Below are 25,871 nucleotides of genomic sequence, written 5' to 3'. Positions count from 1 at the left end.
ATTGAAAACGATAGGAGAAGTAAATGACCAACCTGAAATCCGTAAGTCTGGCGGCAGTTCTCTTTGCCGCGCTTGCTACCCCGTCCTACGCTCAGGACTTTGGAGTAGCCGCGCCATACCCTACCCATCATGAGCGGACCTTTAGCCGCTATGCCCCTCGCAATTGGTACAACTCTTACGCGGGACCTCAATTCATGCAGCACTTCGAACGAGGTCCGAGCACTTCATTCCTACACCCCTCGGATATCAAACCCTCTGGAAGCTAGCAGGCCATCTACCGGGCGTCGTGACAAGCATCAGCAAGGTTATCCGATTTGATGCGTTACGTTTTCAGCGAGAGATCGATCTGGCGACATAATTCGAACCCCGAAGAGTTCAAATAGCGCAGGCGCGAATGGGCCCCGGCGGTAGCTGAAAAAAGGGCCCGCCATTCTCGACGGACGCTAAGTCTAGGGAGGTTGCCGCCGTGAGACGGCAGCAGAATGTTAGGCCGATTCGCGCACTGGAAGATGTGCTCCAGTTCACACAACGGCTGGGAACGTCTGCCGCGCTTCGGACCAATGTAAATTGCGAGTTCGCCGCTACAACTCAACATCGTACAATCGCTGCAGGCGCTCTGTGATGATCTCAAAGAACGCTTGCAGTTCGGCCTTATTGCGAACCGGACCGGCCGCCGCGCCGAACATGAGCATGGCATTCCAGGGGAGGCCGTAAACGGTCACATTCACACCGGCCTTGGGGCAGCCATCCACTTTACTTAAATCCTCATGGATCATTGCGGCCAGTTCTTCGGCGGTTTTCGTTTCCTTGGCAGGCTGTGAGATCTCCATCATGAGCACAGTCCATTATCTCCGGCAACGCTGATAGGATGCTGTCTTCCTCTCAGCGTCCACGTTTCGTTTCAGGTCTCATTTCTCGTCTTAAACCTGATCTCGACCAGACGGCGGATGGGCGGCGCCGACGGTATCTTGCGCTGTTTTGCTATCCTGCTTGTTTTCGAGAATAGTCATAGCTGCTCCATCAGGTGCTATGGAATACCCGCATCACCTTGGGAAGCGGATATCGGAGCTAACAACGGCGGCGCCGAATTGGCCTCCTGCAAGCTGCCTGAACGTTGATCGGACTTCGACATCAGCGGAGCGCCGCTCTCAAATCGGACGCGATAGACTTGCAGATTCTCGATGACGCGCTGAACGTAATTGCGCGTCTCGGAGAGCGGAATGCGCTCCACCCAATCGATCGCATCGACATTAGGATCGCGCGGGTCACCGTACAGCTTTACCCAGTCGCGAACGCGACCCCGGCCCGCGTTATAGCCAGCAAAGGTCATGATGTGGGAGCCGGTATATTCCTTCAATAATGCGCTGAGTTCAGCGGCACCCATTTGCGTATTATAAACGGGATCAGAGACCATCCGGTCCCAGTCATAGGCGACGCCGAAACGCCTCGCGGTGTCGCGTCCGGCTTCCGGCGTCACTTGCATTAGGCCGACCGCATTGGCCGACGACTTGTCACGCTGGTTGAACGCGCTTTCGGTACGTGCGACCGAATAGATGATGCTACGCTCGATCTCGGGACCGATTGGGCTAGCTTTCGGAATTCCGATTGTCGGAAATGCGTAAAGATCGAGCGCAAGGCCGCGGGCGAGCGCCGGCTTGCCGATCTGCAACATGGCCCGCGCATCGTTGCGGCGGCCGGTTAGCTCAGCGAGCGCCACCAGCAACCCCACGTCAGTACTCTCTTCGGCGAGGTCAGCAACAAAATTTATAACCACGTCGCGTTCGCCGAGTGCATAGAGCATATCCGCGGCACGCACGCGTTCGTCCGCGAGCTCCATATCGTCAGCCGGGCTAACCGCCGCCGACGCCCGCAACTCAATTCTGTCAAGGCCTAGCCTGGCGCGCGCGAGCTGTCCGTAATACGCGGTGGGATAGCTTGCGGCCGCTTCGTAGCTGGCACGCATCGCGTCCTTTTCGCCGATTGCTTCGGCAACTCGGGCTCGCCAGTAGTTCGCCCGAGCCAGCACAATCGGATTGGTCGAGCCGTCGTCTATATGGGCAAAATGGGCCTGTGCCGTCGCGGGGTCATTGAGATAGCGCAAAGCGATCCAACCAGACATGAAATGGAAATCCGCTCGGTATTGTTCGCTGGCCGGCAGCGCGCCATCGCGCACCACCTGGTAGGCGGTTTCAAACTTGCCCTGATCGAGCAGTTTGCGGGCGAGAAAGCGCCGCTCGCGCCACCATTCGTCGGTATCCTGAAGCGCCATGGTTTCCGGTGCGGCTGCCAGCATCAGGCGGGTTGCTTCGTCGATCCGGTCGTGATGCGCCATCCAGCGGATACGGCAAAGTGTGTATCCCAGATCACTGCGGGCCTCAGCCGCGACGTCGTTGAGTAAATCGATCGCCTCGTCCGTGTTTCCGGCCGCACAGGCCTTCACGATCGAAAGCTCGTCGCTGCCGAGGCGTTGCGCGGCACGCTTTGCGCCGGAAGGATCCTTGGCGCCGATGCGCTTGTCCATGCGTGCGCGATGATCCTCGCGCGTGAGCAGGTCGCGGAACAGCTCGAGCGCTTCGGTTTCGGAGCGCTCCAACAACTCATCCGATCTCCAGACCTGGCGAACCAAACGTCCGGCCTCGTCACGGTTGCCTTCAGCGAGCAGGACCCGCGCGAGCGCGAAGCGGCCCTTGGCGCTTATCGGCCGATCGCCTACGAAATCGCGCACGGTGCCGGCGTCGCTGCGTTCCTGCAACAGACGCGCCTCTGCCCGCTTGCGCATGAGTCCCATACTCGGCCAGCCCGGACTATCAGCAATAAAGGCCGCGTATCGGCCGAAGTTTGCGTCAGCGTCCGGATGGCGCAGGATGAACCATTCAACCAGTTTCCGGGTTGTTGGATCGGCGATCGTCTTTTGTATGGCGGTCGCCTCGCTTGTCTTAGCCTTGCGTGCGAGCTCGATCGCATTCTTTGCCGCCGCCAGATCGGCCGGGAGCGGAGAAGCCTCCGGACTCGCGGACGGCGCGGCGGCGGGTCGCGCCGACTCGCGCTCCTTCGCCGCCACATGCTTTGCATGTCCAGCTTTCTCGTGCGCCGCATTGCGGTGGTGCCGCGCTCCGCTCGCTTCGTGCGGCTTCCCGGCGCGCGGAGACTTATGGTTGGCCCGTCCGATGGCGGCAGTCGAACATACGGCAAGCAAAGCCGAAATCAGGAAACAGGACAGCGGACGTAAGCGCTGATTCATCCCATAGTCCCCCAAACCAGCCGGACGAACCACGATCGTACGGCTGGAGTCGCCCGGAGGGTACCACGGCGTCCGTCCGCAACTGTCGCGTTTCGGCAACAGCAAAGGAAAACCTCGGCAAGATGGAACTCAGAAGTCGTGACGCATCCTGACGGGCCACGCCGCTGAACGGCAGCCCTACGAGCTTAATTGCCACAAGGATTGACGACCTCGGCGCCGTGCGTAAATCATCATGGATGGTCAAAGCATTCTTATTGGCGGCGTTGGTCTTCGTGGTTTCGGCCCACCGCGCTTTAGCGCAGGATACGAAAGTTTCCGTCGGCATGACGGGAATAGGAGGCATGAGTTGCGCTCACTGGAGAGCCACGAAAGAGCACGAGACAGAGGGGACCGTCTGGATTTTTGGTTTCTGGACGGGGCTGAATTACGTTGCTGCTGCCAGCGAGCAACCACAATCGGGAACTGACACTGCCGAGATAGTGGCCAGAGTTAAAAGGATATGCGCTCGGATACCATCGCAAACGTTAGCCAGCGCCGTCTGGAATATCTATCTCGAGTTTGACAAGAGGTACCAAAGAGAGTCACCAGATGCTGGAACAAAATAGGTCGCAGGTGGAAATCAGGACACTTCGTGGCGAGATCCGCTTTCGCCAATAGGCAACGTCAAGGTAAACAACGCCGCCAACAAGGCGGTCCCTAACGCAAATCGGCCGATCCCTCGCACTGATGTGTTGTCATGTCGCGGTAGCGGCCTCTCCCACAGCCCGAGAGAGCCTCAAGATCTGCAGCTGAGTTGGACGCATCGGTGCGCTCTCCGTTGTGCTTCTGGTCGAACGGACCATAAAGAGAAAGCGGACTGGCGCTTGTCGCGCTTGGCAGCGACAATGACCATAACTGCAAAACGAGAAAGACGACGGCGCGACGCATGAGCTCTCCACGAGGAGACATAAAGAATGATTCTAAAATTAAAAGGGCAGCCTGTCTCAAAATCCGAAGCGACCATTCACAATTCCGTCGGATGAAACGGGGGCTGCACTAAATCCTGAGCCCGGAGTCGCGATTTACCGAAATACATCAATTCCCAGATGGCATGATCATCGAAACACTCCACGCGCAGGCCCTTATCGAATTTCTCGATCGTGATCTTGCCTGTGAAGCGGTGATAAGCGCCGTCAAATCCGACCAGCCGGGCGGCTATACGCTTGAGCCACGGCATGCGGTCGGTGAAATTGACTTGTGGGATAGTCTTCTCGCGCTCGAATGACGCGACAAAGCGCGTATCGGCATCGTGATAGGTATATCTTGTGACATCCGCCACCGGCTTGCCGGTCTTGCGATCGACCGCGACGCATTCGGTCTCAAAAGATACGTTGGCGTCGTCGTCAGCGATGATCTTGCCGTCCTTAGCCAGCATGTAGACGATCTGCGTTTCAAACCCGTAAGCGTCAGTAGCTGTGATGTAGGAGGCAATGATCGTGTAGGGACCGGCACTGGCGCGCCCCCAATACCAGTTATGGATGAGCGTCTGCATGGGGACGTCGCCCCAATTGTGATCGTGATACACGCTGCCGGAGGCGTGGCGTTCCTCATTCCCGATCCTGTAACGGCCGCGTGCCAGTCCATTAGGCACCGAAGGAAGCCAGGCGAAGGGTTTTCCTAGTGCTTCAGCACCGAAATAGAGATGACCAGACTTGGGGCACCAGGCGCGAACCTGTCCGGTCAGCTCGATGTCGACCGATATTTCCTCGATAGTTGCCGTGATGTGGTAGCGATTGAGATCCCCGACGAAGTGGTTAGTCCCGATCCTGACGTCGCAGGTAGACTTCGATGCGCTGAACATCTCGGGCGTCGTGTCGAGAAGCTTGTCGAAGGTGCGGCCGTCAGGCAGCGTGATGTCGATGGTAACCCTTGGTGCAAGTGGACCATTAGGGCTAACATTCGGCTTGGTGTAGAAAACCACGGCAACCGTCGCGCCGTCGTCGAAATGAGCGTCGAAGTACCACCACTCATAGCGACCGCTTTCCGTACCGATGCGCTGACCGTCTTCGAACTCGGCTACCTCGACGGGAGCGATGCCAAGTCTCTTGTAATCGGCGGATCGGTCCGCCAGCCGCTGGCGCCCACTCTTGCTGCCATGCATGGGATACTCTCCTAACGATCGCAGGGTTCGATCGTCCCTCGGCGCTACCTGTCGACGTTTTGCCCGACATGCGAAACGCAGCACAGGGATGCAAGCCCGCTTCACAGATCCGTTGATAAGAACGTCGTGATTCAGAGCGAGGAGCGCCTAACTCTAACATTGAATTTAATTGTGTCGGCGCATCACCAACGCGTATGAGATTTCGAACGACGTCAATTTAATGCATCAGCTTGGCGGTTTTTCGCGTGGCCCTCGGGCCCATCGACGCGGCGCATGTTGCTGCAGATGACGACGAGCCTTGAGCGATCCAGAAAGCCAACTTTCTGGCTCCGGCGTGCAGCTCGCAGTCCACGCGTCTACCGGCGACCGAAAGCGGCAGGACGACATACGCCACAGCTAAAGAGACCGCGATCTTGTTTGCGAGCGACGGCGGGCTCGACAGCGGCCCGACCGAGACTGGGAAATAAAATACTGCGTCCCTCCCAGTGCCTCGTCGGGGAACGCTTCGTCGGGTTGTCGATTAAACACCGGGAACGGCATCGACAGGGAGATCCCCTTGTTCAAGGCAACACTGCAGAGGGCCATTTTGCTTGGCCTCGCTCTATCCTCAACCGTGGCCCATGGTGAAAGCCCCGAAGGTGCAACCAAGATTGGACCCGCTCTCGAAACGGTGAAGGCCTTCGAGGATGACTTTCGGCTTGTAGGCATCGGCGTATCAATCGAAGGCAGGGTGTTCGCAACCGCACCGGCGGGCCAGGTGAGATCGGTCTACAGCATGGTCGAGGTCAACACGAAGACGGGCGAGCTGAAGCCTTATCCCGATGCGGACTGGAACAAATTCGACGAACAGCGAAAAGGCAGCACCGAATGGATCTCCGTCCAGGCGCTTTGGGTGGACGGCGAGGATCATCTCTGGGCGCTCGACTCATCATTGCCCAAGATCGACCAAGAACATCTCCCGCCGAAGCTGGTGGAATTCGACCTGTCCACAAACAGGATAGTCCGGCAGTACGACTTCAGCGGCGTTGTCTCACAAAAGGATTCGCTCAATGACGTGCGTGTCGATGTCCCGCACAATTTTGCATATCTGACTAATATCGGAAACAAGGGCAGCTTGGTCGTGCTCGATTTGAAAACGGGCAAGGCGCGGCAAGTCCTTGTCGGAGATCGCTCGACATTTGCTGATCCTAAGCAGCACCTCATGATCGGCAAAGACATCGCGTTGCACCCTGATGGTTCGGTTGTTGCGATCCAAGCCGACGGCATCTCGTTGTCACCCGACTCCCAATGGCTCTATTACCGGCCCCTTACGGACCACAACTATTGGCGCGTACCCACGGCTGCCCTGCGTGACGAGAAGCTGCCCGATGCGGAGCTTGCAAAAAAAGTAGAATATCTTGGCAGTTCCGTACTGAGTGGTGGCCTGATCATGGACAGGAACGGCACGCTCTATGCGGGTGATCTCGAACACGGCAGCGTCGTCGCCATCACGAGAACGCCGAACCATACCTTGAAGACCAACGTCTTCGTGCGCGATCCCTCAAAGCTTTCCTGGGCTGACGGGTTCGCTATCAGTGAGGGCTACCTCTACATCGCCGATTCTCACTTATGGGAGGTCGCGTTCAAAAACAATCTGCCACGCTCTGGGCCCTTTTCGATTTTCAGAGTGAAGCTACCGGAAGACCACCGCTAAACGCGAGACATCGGCTAGTCGCAAACCAACTTGCCTTGACCACGCTCTCTGCGCTCATCTTGACCCGGACCGAAATCACGGCGGGTTTGACTTTCGCAACGACGTCAGCAAATCCGGGAGTTCCGCGGACCGTCAAGGTCCCGGCACGTCGTGCCGACGCAGCTACATCCCACAGAAATGAAACGCTAATTTAATCGAAAGTCCGTCTCGCATTCATCATTCTCGGTGAGCGGGCGCCGATGCACCTCTGCAGTCACGGTGCCCACTCTGAGCGCAGGTAACCGACTGGCGTTATCGGCACTGAAGCATCACCGGAGCTGAATGTGGGTATCGTTCGTTTTGCACTGAGGTTTCCGCACACGTTTTATGTAGTGGCGGCTCTTATCCTGTTTCTTGGCTTCGCCGCCATCCAATCGATGCCGACGGATATTTTCCCGGAAATCCGCATTCCGGTAGTGACTGTCATCTGGCAATACACCGGTCTCACCACGCCGGAAATGGAACAGCGCGTCAGCACCTACAGCCAATATTCCATCAGCGCTAACGTCAACGGCATCAAGAACATGGAAGCTCAGACCCTGAATGGTCTGTCAATCCAGAAATTATACTTCCAGCCAGACGTCAATCTCGATCTCGCCATCGCGCAGGTCGTCTCCGCCACGAATTCCATTCGCGCCCTGATGCCGCCCGGGATCGAGCCCCCCATTGTCGTGCAATTCAACGCGTCGAGCGTCCCTGTGCTTCAGCTCAGTCTCAGTTCAGATAATTTGAATGAGCAGCAACTCTACGATTTCGGCATCTACCGCATACGGCAGGATTTGGCGCCGGTTCCCGGCGTCACGCTGCCGACGCCGGCTGGCGGCAAGTATCGTCAAATCATGGTTGACATCGACCCGGACAAGCTTCTGGCCCGGGGATTGACGCCACTCGACATCGTGAATGCCGTCAATACACAGAACCTCACCTTGCCCTCAGGCACGGCGAAGATCGGAGACATCCAATATACGGTACGGACCAATGCGACACCGGCCACGATCAACGACCTCAACATGATGCCGGTCAAGTTCGCCAACGGCGCCACCATCCTTTTAAAGGACGTGGCACAGGTCCGCGACGGATCGCTAGTGCAGCAGAACGTCGTCCGCGAGGATGGCCGGCGCTCGGTTTTGCTCAGTGTGATCAAGAATGGAAACGCCTCAACGTTGGCCGTCGTCAACGGCGTCAAAAAAGCCCTTGCAGCGACTCGCGCCGCCGCGCCTGCCGGTCTCAATATAAGCGAGCTGTTCGACCAGTCGATATTCGTTACGAACTCCGTTACCGGCGTGCTGCGCGAAGGCGCCATCGCGGCGGGCCTGACTGCGCTGATGATCCTGATTTTCCTTGGCTCTTGGCGCTCGACGCTGGTCGTCATGATTTCAATACCGCTGGCGATCCTGTCGTCGCTTGTCATGTTGTATTTTCTTGGCGAAACCCTAAACACCATGACACTCGGCGGCCTCGCCCTGGCCGTCGGTATATTGGTCGACGATTCGACCGTAACCATCGAGAATACTCACCGCCTTTGGACAGAAGAAGGCATGCCGCTTTCCGAAGCGACGTTGCACGGCGCGGCCGAAATCGCGGTGCCGACGCTGGTTTCCACGCTTGCCATCAGTTGCGTCTTCACGTCAGTGGTGTTCCTCGATGGGCCGGCGAAGTACCTGTTTACCCCGCTTGGACTTGCTGTCGTATTCGCGATGCTGGCTTCCTACGGCTTGTCGCGGACTCTGACACCGATCACGATCGGTCTGCTGCTCAAAGGCGAACGTCACCATACGGACGGCGAACCCCCGAGAGGTTTGTTCTCGCGGATGACCGCTGCCTTTGACCGAGGCTTCGAACGCCTGCGGGATGGATATTCGGAACTCCTGAAACTGCTGCTTCACCGGCGGGCTATCGTTCCTGTCGTCGCCGCGTTGATACTCGGCCTCGGCACGGTGATGTTCCTGTTTGTCGGACGCGACTTTTTCCCGCTAATTGACGGCGGTCAGATCCAGCTTCACGTTCGCGCTCCTGCCGGGACCCGCATTGAAAGCACGGAGGCGATTTTCCAAGCGGTCGAGGACAAGATTCGCGAGATCATTCCGGAGAAGGACCGCTCTTTGATCGTTGACAATTTCGGACTGCCGGCGCGAGCCTACAATCTGGCGTTCGCCGACGGCTCGACGATCGGGATCAATGATGGCACCATCCAGGTGGCGCTCAAGGAGGGCCACAAGCCAACAGCCGACTACGTCAAAAAATTGCGCGAGGTGCTACCCGCCGCATTCCCGGAGGACACATTTTATTTCCAGGCCGCCGATATCGTCACGCAGATTCTGAATTTCGGATTGCCCGCCCAGATCGATGTTCGGACGGTCGGACGCGACAAGAACAATCTTTCGGTCGCCAAAGAGCTCCGTCAACGTCTTGCTGCGATACCTGGCATCGTCGACGCGCATTTGCAGCAGGAAGTCGACGGTCCGGATTTTTATGCCGAGATCGACCGCACGCGGGCCGCGCAGCTCGGCCTCAATGCGAGCACGGTGGCCACCAATATCAATGTCAGCCTAAGCTCATCGGTGCAGGTATCGCCCAATTTCTGGACCGATCTAAGCTCGGGGATTCCGTATTATCTGGCCGTTCAAACGCCAGAACCCAAAGTCAACTCGCTGAATGCGCTTGCCAATACGCCGGTTTCCACTTCGCTTGCAGCAAACACCGGCCAACCGATCCCCGGCATGCTCAGCAATGTAGCGACATTCAAGCGCGACACCGTTCCAACTAACTCAAACCAGACCAACATCCAGCCGGTTTTTGACGTCTATGCAAGCGTTCAGGGCCGCGATCTCGGCAGTGTCGCGGCCGAAATCAGCAAGGTCACGACGCAGCTGCAGAAGGAATTAAAGCCCGGTAATTCAATTCAAGTGGTTGGGCAGATCCAGAGCATGGACGACTCTTTCCGAAACCTCGGCATCGGACTGCTATTTGCCGCGGTCTTCGTCTATCTGCTGATGGTTGTGAACTACCAGACTTTTGGCGACCCGTTCGTGGTGATCCTGGCTTTGCCGGCAACGCTTTGCGGGATCGTCACGATGTTGTTCATCACCGGAACTACGCTGAGCGTGCCGTCACTGATGGGAGCGATCATGGCGGTCGGCGTCGCTTCGGCGAACTCGATTCTGCTCGTGACTTTCGCGCGTGAGCAGCAGCTTAAGGGGCACTCCGCCTTTGAGGCCGCGTTAAGCGCTGGCCATACCCGAATCCGCCCCGTGTTGATGACAGCGGCCGCAATGATTGTCGGCATGATCCCGATGGCGATCGGCGGCCCCGGCGAGGAACAGAACGCTGCGCTCGCACGCGCCGTTATCGGCGGCCTGCTGTTCGCGACTCCGACAACATTGCTGATTGTGCCCTACCTGTTCGCCATGCTGCGCAAGGGCAACGACGGAAAGCCCCACCATGGTGTATTCGAGGAAATTCTGGGATGAGCGAGCTTCGCGTACGACCGAAAAATGAAGACGTCACGGACCGGCCTGATCCGGAAATCGCGCGCGTCGCCGCGCCACCTGTCACACCGCACAAGCCGCCGCCCAGGCGCCACGGACGCGCAGTGCTCGGAGCAGGCGCATTACTCTTGCTTGTCGGCGGGCTCGGAACAGGAGCCTGGCGCCACCATCAGGCTGAGCTTGCTGTCGCGGCTACCGCGCAACAGAGCCGAACGCTTGTTCCCAACGTTCGCGTTGCCGCGGTCCGAGCCAGCGACAGTAAAATCACCGTCACTTTGCCGGCGACAACGACAGCATTTGAGGCAGCGAATATTTTCGCGCGAACCAGCGGCTACATCGAAAAGCGCTACGTCGATATCGGTGATCGGGTGAAGACGGGAGCCTTGTTGGTGGAGATTACCGCCCCCGAGCTTGACCACCAGATTACACAAGCCAAAGCGACACTGGCTCAAAATCAGGCCACATTGCAGCAGACGCAGGCAAGCCGCGAACTGGCCGACGTTACCAATACGCGCGACAGCAGGCTGGTCAAGCAAGGATGGCTTACTCTTCAGCAAGGCGACAACGATCGCCTGACGCTGCAGGCGCAGCAGGCAGCGGTGGGAGTGGCTCAGTCCAATATTGCTGCCCAGGAAGCGCAAATCAGAGTTCTTGAGCAAGAAAAAGCCTACCAGCGCGTCATAGCCCCGTTCGACGGCGTGATCACACAGCGCAATATCGACAACGGTAGCCTGGTGACCGCAGGATCGACCTTCATGTTTACCCTTATGCACCCTGATGTGATCCGCACCCAGGTGTTCGTGCCCCAGGATGAGGCCTTTGGGCTCGGGCCTGGCGTGGACGCGGTGATCCGAGTCCCGGAAATTCCGAATCGGACCTTTCCCGGCAAAGTCACGCGTATAGCGAGCGCGTTGCAGCCTGGCAGCCGTACGCTCCTGACGGAGATCGACGTCCCCAATCCAGATGGCGCGCTTAGTCCTGGGATCTATTGCACCGTCGAGCTGTACATCCCGCGCAAGACACCATCCATGATCGTGCCGGCCGATGCCGTTGTGTTTGATCGGAACGGCCTGCACGTCGCAGTCGTCGAAAATGGCATCGCTCATCTGCAGAAGATCACGATCGCGCGCGACTTCGGTACGGAAGTCGAGGTACACGATGGCGTCAAGCCGGACGATCAGGTCATCCTCAATCCGATGATAAACCTGATGGACGGCAGCAAGGTCGCGGTCCGCAATCCGCAGGCAAGCTAAATCTAACGCGGAGGAGACTATCGCGATGCGACGCTTGTTGGCTGCCGCTCTGCTGTTGGGTTGTAACGCCAGCCTGGCGCAAGTCTCGACCATGGGCACAACAGCCATGGGCCTTCCTTCGACACCGGCGGCGATCGTGACTTCCCCACTTAACGGCCCTAGCCCGTTCTCAGCGACGACTCAGCCGGGAGTACCCGACACGACGTTGGCGCCGGTACCGCTGGCGTCTGATCCAACGATTCCGGGGACGGTCTTGACCTGCGCGACACCCACAGGGCAAATCACGCCGGGAACTCCGACAGTGACCGTTTTTTCCCCGACGCCCTCCATGTCGGCAATGGGGACCGCAATCGGAACGATGCCACCGATTTCCGCAGCACCGACGACATCAGCACTACCGCCAATTCCGATCGCACCATTGACATGGTCCCAACAGCCAGAAACGTCAGCCACGACTGTTGCTCCTCGCACGGCGATCCCAATACAGCAACAGCCCACATTACCTGCTCTACCCTCGCCCTCCGTTGCTCCGGTGCCTGTACCCGTCCCATCGATGGGACCGAGCGTGGGCTATACGCCCTTAACGGGAAGCACAGGAACGATGCCGCCGTCGACCCCACTGGGGACTATCACGCCGATCCTTGGCAGCGCGACCGGAACCATATCGCCACTGGCCCCGCTTGGCAGCTCATCGACCATCGTATGCAGCTCCACGCCAGGAGGCCCGCCGACGAATAGCGCGGCGTTACCGCTGTCGACGCCGGCAATCCCTGCTAGCCCACCACTCGGTACGATTCAGCCGGACGTCGCGCAGCTTGGCGACACCAGCATCAATCCGACAATGGCGGTCATGCCCACTCCCAATACGTCGGCATGTGCCGAGAGCACGACGATGACTCTGGCAACACCCGGCATGATGGCACCAGCCAACGCCACGGGCGCGGCGGCAACACCCGGCGTGTCGCCGCCGGGTTGTTGATGCAGCGGTGCGGATCCAGCTGGCAAACACGTAGTCACTCGATCTCGACATTTTGATTGATGAGCCAACAGCGGCTCCGCTCCTCTTTGAAAATGGTGAGGTGAAAGAGCGCCAAAACAGACTCGTTTCCTACCGTCACGACGCCGCATGCGGTCATGATTCCGAAGTGGCGTCGATTTCATCCCATCGGCTCACCTATCACTCCCGCTCGAGGTATTTAGCCGTTCTCCTAACGTTCAATTTACTGGCGCCGACGGGATGTATGGCTACGTCAGCAGCATCAGAGATCAACATGTCGGCGTTCGATCACGCGAGCTATCGTCGGCGACGATTACCTTTGTCCTTCGTTCGCCCGATGAAAGGAGAATGTCTCATGACGAACTTCAGATTGATTGAAGCAGCGGCACTCTCGCTTTTGCTGGCGGCGCCGGTGATGGCAATGCATCGCGGTAATCATCACCGCTACGTCCACTTCTCTCAGAGGGCTTACAGAGCCTATGCCTCCGACCGCGGGAACGACTTCGTTCCTGAGAACTACTCCAACGACTTCAACCGCAGAAATACGTTTAACTAAACTCGAACGAGCTACCTGCGTTTCGCTGTCATCGTAAGGCGCGATGCCGCATGGAAATAACCTACAACCTCAGCCGATGTGGCAGCTGGACCATTCGCGTCGGCCACGCCACGCGCCAGTCACATCCGATTAGCCCTTTAGAACGACGTTTGAGAGCACTTTATTTTCTGACGTTTCGGTAACTTGACCAATGCCTCGACGCGTGCAAACCGTCCAAGGCAGCTGGGGGAAATCCAGCAGTTAGTTTAACCATGCCCGTTACTGACAAATTACCGCCCTTCGCCCTCCAGGTCCTCAAGACGCTTATGCAAACCTACGATCGTCGCGGTCCAAGCGCCTTCGACGAGGATGCCACGAAGGTTTTCTTTGCTATCGGCTCGATTATCGCCGAAGTCTGCGGAAGGGAGCGCATGTACGATGTCATGAACGCCCTCGACCAGACCGTTCAGACCGACGGCATAGGACTGCCGGAGGGTAACCGGTCACGGTCGATCAACTGATGCGGTGTGTCAACCGCGGCATTGCAGAAAGGGTGACCTCGAAGACAAAGGAACGGCCTCAGCGCAAGCCGGCGGCAGCTGAGGCCGTTCCGTAAGGTGTCGAGAGAGAGAGACAATCGACACAATTCTGATGTGGCCTCTCGAGCCGCCGATACCCATTAAATACGGCTTTAAAAGCCGCTTTGGTTGTTGCCAATCGCGTGGTGCTGGCGTCCAGGGCGGAAGCAACCAAGAATCTGTCGAAGCCTCACGCCGAGCAACTGTATCCTTGACGCCTCAGAGATCGCCGTGCCCGCCCCCCATAAGCCTGGATGATGAACGAGTTGCACATCGATCACCCATCGGGGCTTTGCGGGTGCGTCGGAGAGGGGCTAGGCTAGATGACACAGAACATGGTGGCCCGGAGCCACTTCGCGGCTGGGAACGGGTTCGGCGCAAACCGCCGCGGCGAGCGGGCAGCGGCTGCGCAGCCTGCATCCTCTGTAGAATTTTGTAGGGCTCGGAATTTCGCCATTGAGCACGAGCCGTTCATGAAAAAAATCCGGATCCGGCACGGGAACCGAAGACAGAAGCGCGCGTGTATAAGGATGACGAGGATCTGCGAAAAGCGATGCGCTGTCAGCCTCCTCAACAATCACTCCAAGATACATCACGGCGATCCGATGAGCCAGATACTTCACGGTAGCGATGTCGTGCGAGATGAAGAGAAATGAGAGCCCAAGCCGCTCCTGGAGCGCCTCGAGAAGAAGGATGATGCGCGAACGTAGCGAAACGTCCAAAGCCGATGTCGGCTCGTCAAGAACGACCAAACTCGGATGCGCGGCGATGGCGCGCGCGATATTGACACGCTGCCGTTGCCCATCGGAAAGCTCGTGGGGATAACACTCCATGAGGTCGGTTCCCAGGCCGACGTCGGAAATGACCTCGTTCAATCGCTCGCGCCGCTCAGCAGACGTCATCTTGAAATGCAGCCTGAGCGGCTCCTCGATTGTGCGTCGCGCATCGAAGCGCGGATTGAGGGCTGCAGTTGGGTCCTGATAAACCATCTGCATGGCGCCTCGCAGGGCGCGAAGCTGCCTTCCGCCCAGAGTGGTGATCTCCTTGCCGGCGAAACGGATACTGCCTGTTGTCGGTTCGATCGCGCGCAGCAGGCAACGAGCGACCGTTGACTTGCCACAACCCGACTCGCCGACGAGGCCCAGCGTTTCACCCTTGGCGACCGTAAATGAGACCCCATCAACTGCCCGCACCGCTGGCCGCTCTCCGCGCAGTCGGGCTGCCCACGTCATCGCTCCAGTCAACGCGAAGCTTTTCCGCAAGCCTTCTACTTCAAGCAGCGGCGTCACGGTGCTCTCCGAACGCGAAACATGCGACCTCGTGTTCTTGTCCGACGATCGTCTGCGGTGGCTTGCTGCGTCGACAACTATCCATGGCGTGGGGGCAGCGATTCTGATACCGGCATCCATCGGGCGGATGGCGAAGCGAGGGAACCACGCCTGGAACCGGGTCGAGCCTCATCTCGATATCGATACGCGGGATCGCGCTTACAAGCGCCCGTGTATAGGGATGAACCGGGGAACGAAAGAGCTCGCGAACAGGCGCCGTCTCCACCAATTGGCCCGCATGCATAACGGCGACGCGCTGGCAGGTCTGCGCTACAACCCCGAGATCGTGAGTGATCAAAAGAATTGCCGCACTCATTTTTTTGCTGAGGTCGCGGAGCAGTTCGAGAATTCGCGCGGCGATGGTTACGTCGAGGCCTGTCGTCGGTTCGTCGGCGATGAGAAGCCGTGGAGAAGTGGCAAGCGCCATCGCGATCATGACGCGCTGACACATGCCGCCAGAAAGTTGATGCGGATATTGCTTCATGAGGCGCGCAGGATCGGCCGCTCCGACAAGATCGAGAAGCTCGAGCGCGCGCCGGTACGCCGTCACCCGCGAGGAGCCTTCGTGGATTTCGAGCAGGCGGGAAATCTGCCGTCCTGCGGATATTACAGGATTGAGAGCTGTGCGATAGCTTTGGGGAATCATCGCGATCCGGCGTCCGCGATATCTCATCATTTCGCGCTGCGATAGGCGGAGCAGATCGACACCCTCGAATCGAATCGATCCCGCCAGAATTCGGCCGGGACGCCGGATCATGCCGAGTATTGCGGTCGCACTCACCGACTTGCCCGAGCCGGACTCTCCAACGAGACCGAGAATCTCTCCAGCGTGGATGGCGACATTGATGCCGTCGAGCACCTTGACCAGCCCGCCGTCGGTGTCGAAATGTACAACCAGATTCTCCACCTCCAGGAGCTTGCTCATCGGCCGCGCATCCTCGGGTCCAGGAGATCGCGCAGGGCATCGCCCGCCAAATTGAAGATAAGCACCGTGATAACGATCGCGATCCCTGGAAACAGCGACAACCACCAATGCCCCGTAACCATCAAAGTAGCGCCCTCGGAAACCATCTCCCCCCATTCTGAATCGGGCGGCTGAAAGCCAAGTCCGATGTAAGAAAGACCTGCGAGTGTGAGCAGGGCAAAGCCCATTGCCAGCGTCGCCTGTACAATGAGCGCCGGGAAACAATTGGGGAACAGATGGATGAAGACAACACGCCAGGTCGGATTGCCAATGGTCCGAGCCGCCTGAGCATAGTCCATCTCGCGCTCGCGCAGCATCTCCGCCCGCAACTGTCGCAGGTAGACTGGAACTTGGGTGACGGCGATGACCAAAATGAGATTGGTGATGCTGCTTCCGATCGCCGCTGTCAGGCCCATCGCGAGCACGAATGCGGGGAAGGCCATCACGGCATCTACGATCCTCGTGACTATCTGATCGAGCCAGCCCCCTTGAAAGCCAGAGATGGCGCCGATGAGAGATCCGATCACAAGCGCGAGGAGAGTCGAGACAAATGGAACCAGAAGATCGACGCGTGAGGCGATGATGATCCGCGAGAGCTCGTCGCGGCCGTAATCGTCAGTCCCCAACACATGAGCCCAGCTTGGTGGCTCCAGAACTGCGTTCGCGTCCGGCTCGTTCGGATCGATCGGTACTATCCAGGGAGCCGCAATAGCGATGACGACAAGAAGCGCGATCGCGTAGAATGCCGCCAGCGAGACCTTGTTTCGCAATAGCCGACGACGGAGAGAGAAGAACGCCGGTCTGGGAACGGCCGGTGGTTCTGCATTAGCACCTCTGGCGATCTCAGCCGTCATCCGATCCGAACCCTCGGATCCGCAAAGCGGCAACAAAGATCGACAAGGAGGTTGACCAGAATACACATCAGAGCGACGAACAGCACAAAGGACTGGATCGGGCCGGAGTCCTTCATTGTCAGAGCCTTGACTGCATAGTTGCCGATGCCTGGCCAGCCGAAAACACTTTCGACCACGGCGTTGCCTGCCATCAAAAATGCGAAAACGACGCCGAGCGCGGTGACCACCGGGATAATTGCATTGCGTAGAGCGTCACCGTATACGACGAGCCAGCGCGGCAAGCCGAATGCCCGTGCCGTCTTGACGTAGTCGGTCTCGAGAATTTCCAGCATCCCCGCCCGCACCATCCGTGTCAGCGGAGCCATCACGGTGATGGCGAGGGTTAATGAGGGTAATGCGAGCTGCGCGAGACTCGATTGAAACGCGCGCCAATTGCCACTGAGAAGTGAGTCGACGGTATATAGGCCGGTGATCGAGACCGGCGGGCCGATCCCTGGCCCAAGCCGCCCCAACGGGGCCGGCGCGACGCCAAGTAAATAAAAGAAGACATAAATGAAAATAAGCCCGGTCCAAAAGCTGGGCATTGCCACCCCCGCGACGCTGAAGACCCTACCAAAGTGGTCGATGATCGTATCGCGGTGGACAGCACAAAGCACACCCAAGGGTACCCCAAGGAAAAGAGCAAGCAGGAGACTTGCCATGGTTAGCTCGAGCGTGGCTGGCAGGCGCTGCATGAAGTCGGTCAAAACCGGCCGCCCCGTCGCGGAACTCTCGCCCAGATCGCCATGAAGAAGCCCGGCCACATAACGCCCGTATTGGACATGGAGGGGCTGGTCGAGTCCCATTTTTTGCTTCATCTCCGCGATATACTGGGGAGTGGCCATGGGGCCCGCCTTTACCAAAGCAGGATTGCCCGGCAGCAGACATGCCAGCAGAAAGCCAATTACGCTTACGCCAAAGAGCGTCGGGACCAGCAAAGCCAGCTTACGGGCAACGAAGTACAAAAACGACATCTTATCAGCGATCCTCGCCGAACTGCGGTTTCGCTCTAAGCGAACTTCATTTTTTCGAATCGCTCAAGCGAATCCCAATATTTCTCAAGCCCGAGTAGCTCGGAGCGCATCACGCGCGTAAAATTGTCGTACCAGAGAAGTCCCCAGACAGCGTCGTCAAGCAGGATTCGTTGCAGCTCCTTGACGCTGGCCGCCCGCTTTATCAAATCGCCCTCGCGAATATTGTCGTCGATGAGCTTGTCGAGCACCGGATTGGCGTAAAACCCCTTGTTCGTTCCAACTGCCCTGCTGTGAAAGTTGAAGTAGAGGTGGTAGACAGGATCGTTGATCCAGGACTGCCAGGACTCAATCGACAGTTCGTGATCGCCGTTGGACGATAGCTGGCGGAAGGTGGCGTCGGTCTCCTTCTCGACCCTGATCTGGAAACCTATCTTCTCGAGTTCTCGCTGAATCCAAATCGCCGCCTGTTCGTGTGGCTCGTAGCCGACGCGAACAGCCAGCTTGATAGGCAGAAGACCCTTACCGAAGCCACTCTGCTGCATTAGCGACTTGGCCTTGTCGATGTCATACCGGTATGGCGACAGTAAATCGTCGTGGCCGGGTGTCTGGCTCGGTACCGGGCTCTTCATTTGCTCGCCGTAGCCGTAGAGAACATTCGGAATGATCGCCTGGATCGGTATCGCATAATTCACCGCCTGACGGACCTTCACATTGTCAAAGGGCGGTTTCCTGAGATTCATGCTGACGAAGTTGCAGTTGGTGTCAGGCAAAGACACGACTTTCAACCCAGGTTCAGTTTCGAGGCTCTTGAGGTTTTTCGGCGACATCGAGTTTGGCCCGATCACCATGTCGATCGCCTTGCGCTTAAGAAGCAAAATGCGATCTGCCTCGTTCGGCGTGTACTTGGCGACGACGCGCTTGAAGTAAGGAGCCGGTCCCCAATAGTCAGGCGTCGCTTCGAGCACGACTTCGACGCTGGGTTCGTTGCTGACGAGGCGATAGGGGCCAAGACCGGCGGCGTTGCGCTTGAGCCAGTCGGAGGCCCAAGGGTCTTCCGGCGTCGCGTGGGCCTTCACCAGGTCCGGGTCGAGCAGAGCATTGTTCGATAACGCCAACACGTCCAGAAGCATGGCGCTCGGCGCAGGCATATTGATCGCGAATGTGGTGTCATCGCGAACCTCGAACTGATCGGGATGCGTGATGGCCAGCAGCGTCGGAAAAATCAGCCGCATATATCCGGGCGATTGCAATCCGCGATCGAAAAGATATTTCACCGCAGAAGCATCAACGGGCTTTCCGCTTGGGAATTTCAGGCCTGGGCGAATCTTCACGACCAGCGTCTTGCCGTCGTTCTCGTAGGCCCAGTTCTCGCCGACTCTACCGAGAAATTTAGCTGGCTTGGAGAGAAAGATGCCGGGCTGTCCCGGCACTGGCTCGGTAGCCCAGGCCAGGGGAGTGTCATAGATGTTGGATTGGACGATGTACGCGCCGTCCGACTTGAATTGCGCCGGGTCGAGCGTATCAATGTCGCTTGCCCAGCCTACCGTCAGCGTCGAAACGTCCTGTGCTTTTGCCGCACGCGGCAGGAGGCTGCGGGCAAGCGCCGCTCCGCCACCGAGCCCACCCCATTTCAGCAGACCGCGACGAGAATGGTCCCCAAACATCGGCGTTCACCCCTATGTTCGTCGGCGAGGATCGGTGCGACATTCTAGCAATTTATGGCTTTCATGCAAATTTGCCTTACTTTTCGTTTCACCCACTAGAAGCTTGATTCCAAGACCAAAATTCTGATGTAGGTCCAATCCGATCGGCATGATCGCAGAGGGTGCAGCTGATCCCGATCACGTTGATCGCCCCTGTCCCATGGGCTTCGGCCTCCCCGCTCCCACACGGCAGAAACCCACCAACTCGCACCGGCCCCCCTTTTGCACGCGGCCATTTGTGGCGCGGCACCACCGCTGCGCGCACAGGTTGATGGAAAGCTTCCTGCGGGCTGCCCACAAGCACTTGGGCGATACTGGTAATCCAGCCAATATTTGCGTAACTCTTCAAAGTGACGGACATGGTCATGCTCCTTCGCGAGTGGTAAAGTTGCAGTCGAACCTTCTTCTGGCCATCCGTTCCCAAAATGGCCACGGACCTGACGGCGGATCCCGCAGATGAATCCATCCCCCCGGTTCGGAGCTGGTGGAGATAAAAGCCTCAGGGTCTTATGGGAGGATGGCGAACGCGTCTTTTGCAGAAGGGAGAGAGTCAACGATGATTATCGGACGTTGGCCGTGCTGCCCGCCGCCGAACATCCGACACCTGCTACCCTTGATCGCTTCGCCCGCGAATACGGATTAAAGGACGAACTGGACAGTGCGTGGGCGGCGCGTCCGCTTGAGCTCATTCGCGAACACGGCCGGATTATGTTGGTGCTTGAAGACACCAGCAGCGAGCCGCTCGACCAAATGCTCGGGGCACCCATGGAGGTGGGGAGTTTTCTGCGCATCGCCGTCGCTGTCGCCGCGGCCCTCACCCAAGCCCATCGGCGCGGCCTCGTCCACAAAGACATCAAGCCAGCCAATATCCTGGTGAACCGTATGACCGGAGAGGTCAAGCTCACCGGTTTCGGTATTGCCTCACGTCTGCCACGCGAGCGGCAAACGCCGGCGCCCCCCGAGTCGATCGCCGGCACACTTGCTTATATGGCGCCCGAACAGACCGGGCGCATGAACCGCTCGATCGATGCCCGCAGCGATCTCTACTCCCTTGGCGTCACACTCTACCAAATGCTCACGGGGTCACTGCCGTTTACGGCGGCCGAGCCCATGGAGTGGGTTCACTGCCACATCGCCAGAAAGCCGGTGCCGCCAAGCGAGCGGCTCGAAACCATCCCGGCTGTGATTTCCGCTCTCACTGTCAAGCTGCTCGCCAAGAACGCCGAGGAACGTTACCAGACCGCAGCTGGCTTGGAGCGAGATCTTCGGCGTTGTCTGGCTGCGTGGGAGACTCATCAGCGGATCGACGCCTTCCCGCTGGGCCAACAGGACACGTCCGATCGGCTTTTCATTCCCGAGAAACTGTATGGGCGAGAACGCGAGATCGCGACCTTGCTCGCCGCCTTCGACCGAGTGGTTACCAGCGGCCGTCCGGAGCTGGTATTGGTCTCCGGCTATTCCGGCATCGGCAAGTCCGCCGTCGTCAATGAGTTGCACAAGGCGCTGGGGCCGCCGCGCGGTCTTTTCGCCTCGGGCAAGTTCGATCAGTACAAGCGCGACATTCCCTATGCGACCCTGGCGCAAGCATTTCAGAGTCTGATCCACGCGCTGCTGAGCAAGAGCGACGCTGATTTGGCCGGCTGGCGCGAAGCGCTACGCGAGGCGCTGGGCCCGAACGGACGACTGATGACGGACATTGTCCCCGATTTGAAGCTCCTCATCGGCGAACAGCCGCCGGTTATGGAGCTTCCGCCGCAGCAGGCGCAAAGCCGTCTTCAGTTAGTTTTCCGGCGGTTTCTCAGCGCCTTCGCACGGCCCGAACATCCGCTGACGCTCTTCCTCGACGATTTGCAATGGCTGGACGCAGCGACGCTCGACGTGCTTGCCGACCTGTTGACCCAAGCCGACGTGAAGCAATTACTGGTGATTGGCGCCTATCGGGACAACGAAGTCGATTCCGACCATCCGCTGATGCGAAAGCTCGCTGTTATCCGCAATGAGGGGGCGTTTGTACACGGCATTAATCTTGTACCGCTCGCCCGGGAAGACCTTGGGCGGCTGATTGCGGACATGCTAAGCTGCACACCCGATCTTGCTGGCCCCCTGGCCCAACTGGTGCACGAGAAAACTGATGGCAATCCATTTTTCGCCATTCAGTTTATTTCTACGCTCGCCGAAGAAGAGCTGCTCCGCTTCGATCATGACGCTGAGCGCTGGCGATGGGAGCTGGATCGTCTTCATGCCAAGGGATTCACAGACAACGTGGTCGACCTCATGGTCGGAAAGTTGACCCGTCTGCCCCTCGCGACCCAGGCAGCACTGCAGCAGCTCGCTTGCCTCGGCAACACCGCCGAAATCACGATGCTTTCGATGGTTCTCGGGAAATCAAATGAGGACATTGGTTCGGATCTCTGGGACGCCGTTCGTTTGGAGTTGGTCGAACATTTCGAAGGCTCGTACAAGTTCGCCCACGACCGTGTCCAGGAGGCTGCCTATTCACTCATACCTGAGCGGTTGCGCGCCGAGGCGCATCTCCTGATCGGTAGGCTGCTCGCAGCACAGACCCCAGCCGAAAAACGCGAAGATTCCATATTCGAAATTGTTAATCAGCTCAACCGCGGCGCCACTCTGATCACGTCGCGCGACGAGCTTGAGCAGCTGGCCGAGTTAAATCTGCTCGCGGGCCAGCGCGCCAAGTCGACCACCGCTTACGCCTCGGCGCTCATCTATCTCACTGCGGGCGAAGCGATGCTGCCGGAGGACTCGTGGGATCGCCGACACGAGCTTAGCTTTGCGCTGGCGCTACATCGCGGCGAATGCGAATTCCTCACCGGCGCGTTGACGGAAGCAGAGCAGCGACTCGCAGCGTTATCAAACCGCGCAGCAGACACGGTGGAACACGCTACAGTCACATGCTTGCGCGCAGATCTGTACACGACCCTCGACCAGGGCAGCCGCGCTATTGCCGTTGGTCTCGACTACCTCCGGCATCTTGGCATCGACTGGTCGCCGCACCCGACGGAAGATCAAGCTCGGCACGAATACGATCAGATCTGGTCACAACTCGATGGCCGCTCGATCGAGTCTTTAATCGATCTGCCTTTGATGAATGACCCGGCATCGCTAGCGACCCTGGACGTACTGGCCAAGATTGGGGTACCCGCATTCTATACTGATGCGAACCTGCTAAGTCTCATCACCTGCCGAGCAGCCAATCTCAGCCTCGAGCACGGAAATTGCGACGCCTCCTGCAGCGCCTACGTATGGCTATCGATGGTCGCAGGCCCCTGCTTCGGCGATTATCGAACCGACGTCTATCGCTTTGGTCAACTTGGCTTCGACCTGGTCGAGGGACGCGGACTGAAACGTTTCCAGGCCAGAACCTATATGGACTTTGGAGACAGCGTTCTGCCCTGGACACGACATGTCCGGGCTGGGCGCGACCTAGTCCGACGCGCCTTCGAGGTAGCAAATAGGGTTGGTGATCTCACTTGCGCGTCTCACTGTGGCAATCAATTGAACACCAACTTTCTCTTCGCGGGCGATCCGCTCGATGAGGCGCAAGCCGAGGCCGAGCGTGGCCTGGCTTTTGCCCAGAAGATGCGGTTCGGTCTTGGTATTGACTTCATCGCCACCCAACTCGGGCTAATCCGGACGCTGCGCGGCTTGACGCCGAAATTTGGTTCGTTCGACGATGAGCAGTTCGATGAGCGCCGAATCGAGCGCCGCTTTTCTGAAAATCCGGATTTAGCCTTTGGGGAGTGCTGGTACTGGATTCGAAAACTGCAAGCGCACTTCTTTGCCGCCGAATATTCGGCTGCGATCAAAGCCGCATCGAGAGCGCATCGGCTATTGTGGTCCTCAGTTTCGATGCTCGAAACCGCAGAATATCACTTTTACGCAGCACTGTCGCGAGCAGCCGCCTGCGACTCCGTAGCTGCCGGCGAGCCGCAACAGCGGCATCTGGATGCCATCGCTGCGCATCATGAGCAGCTTCGGATCTGGGCGGCGAATTGCCCGGAGAATTTCGAGAACCGCGCCGCGCTGGTCGGCGCTGAGCTTGCTCGCATTGAGGGGCGAGACGTCGACGCGACACGCCTCTACGAACTGGCTATCCGTTCGGCCCGCGATAGCGGCTTTATTCACAATGAAGCGCTCGCCAATGAAGTCGCTTCCCGCTTTTACGCGGCGCGCGGCTTCGAGAAGATTGCCCAATTGTATTTGAAGGACGCCCGCTACGGCTATTTGCGATGGGGAGCAGATGGCAAGGTGCGGCAACTCGATGAATTACATTCGCGCCTATGGGGCGAAGAACCAACACCTACACGAACAAGCACGATCGCGACGCCGATCGAGCACCTTGACCTCGCGACCGTGATCAAGGTGTCGCAGGCCGTCTCTAGCGAGATAGTACTGGAGACGCTCATCGACAAGCTGATGCGCACCGCCGTAGAGCAGGCTGGTGCCGAGCGAGGCTTACTAATTGTTCCCCACGGCGCTGAGCAGCGAATCGAGGCTGAAGCTATCACTGGCGGCGACGCGGTCGTAGTCGAGTTACGAGACCAGCCGTTAACTGCGGCGGCGGTGCCGGAGTCGGTACTCCATTATGTGCTGCGAACCCGCGAGAGCGTCATTTTGGACGATGCTGTCGCTCAGCCAGCGTTTGCCGAAGATCCCTACGTTCATCAGCGCCACGCACGGTCTATCCTCTGCTTGCCCCTAGTGAAGCAGTCCAAGCTGATCGGCGTGCTGTATCTTGAGAATAATTTGGCATCGCACGTGTTTACGCCCGCCAGGATCTCGGTTCTGGAATTGTTGGCATCGCAAGCAGCGATCTCGCTGGAGAATGCCCGCCTGTACAATGATCTCGAGGAACGCGAGGCGAAGCTCCGGCACCTGGTCGACGCAAACATCATCGGAGTCTTCATCTGGGATTTCGACGGCCGCATCCTCGAGGCTAACGACGCCTTTCTGCACATAGTCGGATACGACCGTGAGGATCTTGTCACTGGCCGTATAAGCTGGATGGACTTGACACCCCCGGAATGGCGGGACGCCGATGCCAGGCTGATCGAAGAGCAGAGGAAAATTTGGCACCTGCCACCCTTCGAGAAGGAATATTTCCGGAAAGACGGCAGCCGTGTGCCGGTGCTGATCGGCGTTGCGACCTTTGTAGAAGGCGGAAGCCAGGGAGTCGCCTTTGTGCTTGATCTGACTGAACGCAAGAAGGCGGAAAAAAACCTGCGAGAGAGCGAGCAGCGCTACCGCGAAGCGCAGGCAGAACTTGCTCACGTCACGCGGGTGACGACACTGGGCGAGCTGACTGCCTCGATCGCCCACGAGGTGAACCAGCCGCTTTCCGCCGTTATCACTAACGCGGAAGCCTGTCTAAGCTGGCTCAGCCGTGAAACCCCCGATCTCAAAGCTGCTCGCCGTTCCGTGGAGTGGATTATCGAAGACGGCAATCGGGCCAGCGGGGTGATCCGACGCGTCCGAGCGCTCGCAAATAAGACCACCATCGAAAAGATGCCGCTCGACATCAATGACGTCGTTGGAGAGACCATTGCAGTGGTCCAGCGTGAATTGATTAGCCATAGCGTGTCATTACAAACGGAGTTCGCAACCTCTCTACCCACGATACTGGGAGATCGGGTCCAATTGCAGCAGGTGATTATCAACCTGGTGATGAACGGCATTGAAGCGATGCAAATGGTCGCGGATCGGCCACGCGAACTGTTGATCCGATCCGGCCAGGACGAAGCCCACCAACTGCACGTAAGTGTGACGGATTGCGGCGTAGGGATATCCGCCGATAATACAGACCGGTTATTCGACGCCTTCTTCACCACCAAAGCCAGTGGTATGGGCATGGGACTATCGATTTGCCGATCAATCATTGACGCTCACGGCGGTCGACTGTGGGCCACGGCGAACCTACCCCACGGGGCGACGTTTCATTTCACCCTGCCGGCCTCGTGAACTGCTCCATTAGGCAATTGTGCATGCATCCCGATCGATCTGCATGCCGGCTTTGCTGAGTTTGTT

Annotated in this window: 16 protein-coding genes; 6 read left to right on the top strand and 10 right to left on the bottom strand. The window is 58.3% G+C overall.

Annotated elements, in window-relative coordinates:
• Window positions 1-581: 581 nt before the first annotated feature.
• The 3 genes from ABSE61_RS19185 to ABSE61_RS19175 all read right to left on the bottom strand — a co-directional run bounded on the left by ABSE61_RS19185 (window position 582) and on the right by ABSE61_RS19175 (window position 5,381).
• On the bottom strand, window positions 582-833 hold the full coding sequence (locus ABSE61_RS19185; protein WP_423872705.1) for a hypothetical protein: 252 nt from the start codon (window positions 831-833) through the stop codon (window positions 582-584).
• A 194-nt stretch (window positions 834-1,027) separates the two neighbouring features.
• Complete coding sequence (locus ABSE61_RS19180) at window positions 1,028-3,241, bottom strand: lytic transglycosylase domain-containing protein (protein WP_423872704.1); 2,214 nt, start codon at window positions 3,239-3,241, stop codon at window positions 1,028-1,030.
• Between the two features lie 1,003 nt (window positions 3,242-4,244).
• Window positions 4,245-5,381, bottom strand: a complete 1,137-nt coding sequence (locus tag ABSE61_RS19175; RefSeq protein WP_423872703.1) for a hypothetical protein — start codon at window positions 5,379-5,381, stop codon at window positions 4,245-4,247.
• Between the two features lie 556 nt (window positions 5,382-5,937).
• Here ABSE61_RS19175 and ABSE61_RS19170 point away from each other — a divergent pair.
• The 3 genes from ABSE61_RS19170 to ABSE61_RS19160 all read left to right on the top strand — a co-directional run bounded on the left by ABSE61_RS19170 (window position 5,938) and on the right by ABSE61_RS19160 (window position 11,854).
• A complete protein-coding gene (locus ABSE61_RS19170; RefSeq protein WP_423872702.1) occupies window positions 5,938-7,074 on the top strand; it encodes an L-dopachrome tautomerase-related protein in 1,137 nt (378 codons plus the stop codon).
• Between the two features lie 323 nt (window positions 7,075-7,397).
• A complete protein-coding gene (locus ABSE61_RS19165) occupies window positions 7,398-10,583 on the top strand; it encodes an efflux RND transporter permease subunit (protein ID WP_423872701.1) in 3,186 nt (1,061 codons plus the stop codon).
• Window positions 10,580-11,854, top strand: coding sequence for an efflux RND transporter periplasmic adaptor subunit (locus ABSE61_RS19160; RefSeq protein WP_423872700.1), 1,275 nt, complete (start codon window positions 10,580-10,582; stop codon window positions 11,852-11,854). Before ABSE61_RS19165 ends, ABSE61_RS19160 begins: the two co-directional genes overlap by 4 nt.
• A 180-nt stretch (window positions 11,855-12,034) precedes the next feature.
• On the opposite strand, the gene ABSE61_RS19155 is transcribed toward ABSE61_RS19160, so the two are convergent.
• Both ABSE61_RS19155 and ABSE61_RS19150 read right to left on the bottom strand, forming a co-directional pair.
• The gene (locus tag ABSE61_RS19155; protein ID WP_423872699.1) at window positions 12,035-12,307 is read right to left on the bottom strand and encodes a hypothetical protein; all 273 of its coding nucleotides are present in this window, start codon (window positions 12,305-12,307) and stop codon (window positions 12,035-12,037) included.
• A 342-nt stretch (window positions 12,308-12,649) separates the two neighbouring features.
• Window positions 12,650-12,859 (bottom strand): hypothetical protein, encoded by a 210-nt coding sequence (locus ABSE61_RS19150; protein WP_423872698.1) that lies wholly within the window; start codon window positions 12,857-12,859, stop codon window positions 12,650-12,652.
• Between the two features lie 347 nt (window positions 12,860-13,206).
• On the opposite strand from ABSE61_RS19150, the gene ABSE61_RS19145 reads away from it, so the two are divergent.
• Complete coding sequence (locus ABSE61_RS19145; RefSeq protein ID WP_423872697.1) at window positions 13,207-13,407, top strand: hypothetical protein; 201 nt, start codon at window positions 13,207-13,209, stop codon at window positions 13,405-13,407.
• 251 nt (window positions 13,408-13,658) lie between these two features.
• Window positions 13,659-13,907: a hypothetical protein gene (locus ABSE61_RS19140; RefSeq protein ID WP_423872696.1), complete on the top strand. Its 249-nt coding sequence runs from the start codon at window positions 13,659-13,661 to the stop codon at window positions 13,905-13,907.
• Between the two features lie 371 nt (window positions 13,908-14,278).
• Here the strand turns inward: ABSE61_RS19140 and ABSE61_RS19135 are convergent, their stop codons facing one another.
• The 5 genes from ABSE61_RS19135 to ABSE61_RS19115 all read right to left on the bottom strand — a co-directional run bounded on the left by ABSE61_RS19135 (window position 14,279) and on the right by ABSE61_RS19115 (window position 19,787).
• Window positions 14,279-15,253, bottom strand: coding sequence for an ABC transporter ATP-binding protein (locus ABSE61_RS19135; RefSeq protein WP_423872695.1), 975 nt, complete (start codon window positions 15,251-15,253; stop codon window positions 14,279-14,281).
• Window positions 15,237-16,217: an ABC transporter ATP-binding protein gene (locus ABSE61_RS19130; protein WP_423872694.1), complete on the bottom strand. Its 981-nt coding sequence runs from the start codon at window positions 16,215-16,217 to the stop codon at window positions 15,237-15,239. Before ABSE61_RS19130 ends, ABSE61_RS19135 begins: the two co-directional genes overlap by 17 nt.
• Window positions 16,214-17,026 (bottom strand): ABC transporter permease, encoded by an 813-nt coding sequence (locus ABSE61_RS19125; RefSeq protein ID WP_423872693.1) that lies wholly within the window; start codon window positions 17,024-17,026, stop codon window positions 16,214-16,216. Before ABSE61_RS19125 ends, ABSE61_RS19130 begins: the two co-directional genes overlap by 4 nt.
• An 80-nt stretch (window positions 17,027-17,106) precedes the next feature.
• Window positions 17,107-18,123 carry an ABC transporter permease gene (locus ABSE61_RS19120; protein ID WP_423872692.1) on the bottom strand — a complete coding sequence of 339 codons (1,017 nt, stop codon included), beginning with the start codon at window positions 18,121-18,123 and terminating at the stop codon, window positions 17,107-17,109.
• Window positions 18,124-18,158: 35 nt separating this feature from the next.
• Window positions 18,159-19,787 carry an ABC transporter substrate-binding protein gene (locus ABSE61_RS19115; protein WP_423872691.1) on the bottom strand — a complete coding sequence of 543 codons (1,629 nt, stop codon included), beginning with the start codon at window positions 19,785-19,787 and terminating at the stop codon, window positions 18,159-18,161.
• Between the two features lie 495 nt (window positions 19,788-20,282).
• Here ABSE61_RS19115 and ABSE61_RS19110 point away from each other — a divergent pair, with 495 nt between their 5' ends.
• Window positions 20,283-25,805, top strand: a complete 5,523-nt coding sequence (locus tag ABSE61_RS19110; RefSeq protein ID WP_423872690.1) for a trifunctional serine/threonine-protein kinase/ATP-binding protein/sensor histidine kinase — start codon at window positions 20,283-20,285, stop codon at window positions 25,803-25,805.
• Window positions 25,806-25,871: the final 66 nt, after the last annotated feature.

The sequence above is a fragment of the Bradyrhizobium sp. genome (assembly GCF_049519115.1).
GTDB lineage: Bacteria > Pseudomonadota > Alphaproteobacteria > Rhizobiales > Xanthobacteraceae > Bradyrhizobium.
This window is presented reverse-complemented; position numbering and strand designations above follow the sequence as displayed.

Excerpts from the sequence above, each read along its gene's own strand:
- ABSE61_RS19185 (WP_423872705.1), bottom strand. The coding sequence starts at position 833 with ATGATGGAGATCTCACAGCCTGCCAAGGAAACGAAAACCGCCGAAGAA.
- ABSE61_RS19180 (WP_423872704.1), bottom strand. The coding sequence starts at position 3,241 with ATGAATCAGCGCTTACGTCCGCTGTCCTGTTTCCTGATTTCGGCTTTG.
- ABSE61_RS19175 (WP_423872703.1), bottom strand. The coding sequence starts at position 5,381 with ATGCATGGCAGCAAGAGTGGGCGCCAGCGGCTGGCGGACCGATCCGCC.
- ABSE61_RS19160 (WP_423872700.1), top strand. The coding sequence starts at position 10,580 with ATGAGCGAGCTTCGCGTACGACCGAAAAATGAAGACGTCACGGACCGG.
- ABSE61_RS19145 (WP_423872697.1), top strand. The coding sequence starts at position 13,207 with ATGACGAACTTCAGATTGATTGAAGCAGCGGCACTCTCGCTTTTGCTG.
- ABSE61_RS19140 (WP_423872696.1), top strand. The coding sequence starts at position 13,659 with ATGCCCGTTACTGACAAATTACCGCCCTTCGCCCTCCAGGTCCTCAAG.
- ABSE61_RS19130 (WP_423872694.1), bottom strand. The coding sequence starts at position 16,217 with ATGAGCAAGCTCCTGGAGGTGGAGAATCTGGTTGTACATTTCGACACC.
- ABSE61_RS19120 (WP_423872692.1), bottom strand. The coding sequence starts at position 18,123 with ATGTCGTTTTTGTACTTCGTTGCCCGTAAGCTGGCTTTGCTGGTCCCG.
- ABSE61_RS19115 (WP_423872691.1), bottom strand. The coding sequence starts at position 19,787 with ATGTTTGGGGACCATTCTCGTCGCGGTCTGCTGAAATGGGGTGGGCTC.
- ABSE61_RS19110 (WP_423872690.1), top strand. The coding sequence starts at position 20,283 with ATGAATCCATCCCCCCGGTTCGGAGCTGGTGGAGATAAAAGCCTCAGG.